Source organism: Chrysanthemum yellows phytoplasma (assembly GCF_000803325.1).
In the GTDB taxonomy this organism is placed as follows: Bacteria; Bacillota_I; Bacilli_A; order Acholeplasmatales; family Acholeplasmataceae; genus Phytoplasma; species Phytoplasma asteris.
This window is the reverse complement of sequence record NZ_JSWH01000239.1, coordinates 1-1936: the sequence shown is the minus strand read 5'-3', so window position 1 is coordinate 1936 and position 1936 is coordinate 1. Positions and strand designations below refer to the sequence as shown.

Here is a 1936-nt window from a genome sequence, read left to right as displayed (position 1 = left end):
TAAACCTATTTTTTCCTAATAAAAAACTTCAAACTTTAGAAATAAAAAATGCTAAACAAGAACAACAAGAACAATTATTACTTCAAAAACTAGAACAAATAAAGACTTCGCAAGAAGAAATATTATCCCAAATAGAACAACAAAAACATAAAGTAGCTATTTGGCAATCTAAAAAAGAAAGAAAAAGATTGTTAAAATCTCAAAAAACACACACACCAATCGGAAAGGAAAATCAAAATGACTGATTCAAATTTCACCATTGGTTTTGTATCTGGGGCATTATTTGTTACTGGTTTATGCTTTGTATTTAAATATCTCTTTTTCAGTTTCCTTCAACTATTCAATCCCAACGATACTTACCCAATTAAAAGAAAAACAAAAGAAAATGAAACGCCAAAATCAAATAATCAAAAAAATATAAAAGATTTTAAAAAAGATATCGATAAAAAAATTCCAATCAAACAAGAATATAAGGAAAATACCCCATTAGAAACCTTAATAAATCAAGAAAATAATTAAAAAAAGAAAGGAAAACAAACTCAAATGAAAATTAAAATAAACCCAAAAAAAATTATTAATAAAAAAAATATCCTAACTAAAAGATATTTTTTCAATCTCTTTTTACTTTTAACAATGATAATTGCAACTACAGGAGGTATTGGTTATTATTTTTTTAATCATTCCAAACAACCTGTTTATGAAATTATTGTCAACAAAAACACTATATTTCAAACCAATAATGATGATTGTTTTGATGATTATAATGACAAAATTAAACAATTAAATGAAGAAATAACTATTAAAAATGAAGAATTAAAAGAGCCTAGTTTGTCTCCTCAAGAAAAACAAGTAATAGAACAAATCGTCAAATTAAAAACCCAACAAAAAAAAGAATTACAAATTGATTTATTCTTAAAAAAATTCTTAAAAAAATCTGAAGAAGAAATTTTAGAAATTGATAATAAAATCAAAACAACAAATCAATTAGAAGAAAAACATTCGCTTACAGAAACAAAATTACTTAAAGAAAAAGAAATTATTAAATATCAAAAATTATTAAAAGATAAAGAATTAAATATTGTTAATATTACACAATTAGACCAAAAATTAGTGCAACCTGATTTAAATAGTGCAACTAAAACTGCTTTAGAAAACCAAAAAACACAAAATCAAAACAATATAAAAAACATTAATGAACAAATAACTAAAAAAGTTAATCTCATTAATTTAAAAACAAAAAAGAATGTCATCGAACAAGAATTACAAGACCCTCAAATTTCTTCTGAATTAAAACAATATTTAATTAAATATAAAGAAAATACCGAAAAACAAATAACTAATTTAGAAACCCAATAAAACAAATGATTACATTAACACTTATTGAAAAAATCTTTATTTGTTTTCTTTGTGTTTTTATCGGATTTGGATTTGCAAATATTATTTATCAACCTCCAAAATATGACTTTATCCAACCTGTTAATTCAACAGACAAAAACAATGTTTTTTTGTCTGTTGAACAATCATCAAATAAAAATACGGAATTAAAAAAATTTAATTCTGCTTTTAAACTCTCATCTAAAGAAATAGATAATTATTTTTATGATAAAATCATCCCCATAAAAGAAAAAGAAATAGATAATATGAAATGTTATAATGTTCATTTAGGCGAAAACAGCAATATCAAAGACGCCTTAGGATGGCTTCATTATCATTTTCCTAATAAAAATTTTAAAAGTAATTTTAGTTATGCTCTTTACAATAATAATTCTTTAAATAATGAAAATGATTTTCAATACCGCATTAAAGAACCTCCTCCTAAAGATTTTTTATTAGCTTATTTTGATGGCGGAACTAGAGATGGAAAAAATAATCTTTATAATTTAGATACTTTAACTCAAATGGGTAACGGCGCTTCTGATTTGTATTTTTTTTGGAG

General features: G+C 23.1%; 2 protein-coding genes and 2 pseudogenes. All 4 read left to right on the top strand.

The window, feature by feature from the left end; translation table 11 throughout:
• Positions 1–245: pseudogene (locus tag OL66_RS04115) on the top strand (hypothetical protein); the annotation flags it as partial.
• Positions 238–519: a hypothetical protein gene (locus OL66_RS03445; RefSeq protein WP_034172486.1), complete on the top strand. Its 282-nt coding sequence runs from the start codon at positions 238–240 to the stop codon at positions 517–519. The pseudogene OL66_RS04115 and the gene OL66_RS03445, both read left to right, overlap by 8 nt.
• A gap of 24 nt (positions 520–543) precedes the next feature.
• The gene (locus tag OL66_RS03440) at positions 544–1356 is read left to right on the top strand and encodes a hypothetical protein (protein WP_034172485.1); all 813 of its coding nucleotides are present in this window, start codon (positions 544–546) and stop codon (positions 1354–1356) included.
• Between the two features lie 5 nt (positions 1357–1361).
• Positions 1362–1936, top strand: a pseudogene (locus OL66_RS03435) (hypothetical protein); the annotation flags it as partial.

What these genes read in the sequence shown, in the direction of transcription:
- OL66_RS03445 (WP_034172486.1), top strand. Translation starts at nt 238, where the DNA reads ATGACTGATTCAAATTTCACCATTGGTTTTGTATCTGGGGCATTATTT.
- OL66_RS03440 (WP_034172485.1), top strand. Translation starts at nt 544, where the DNA reads ATGAAAATTAAAATAAACCCAAAAAAAATTATTAATAAAAAAAATATC.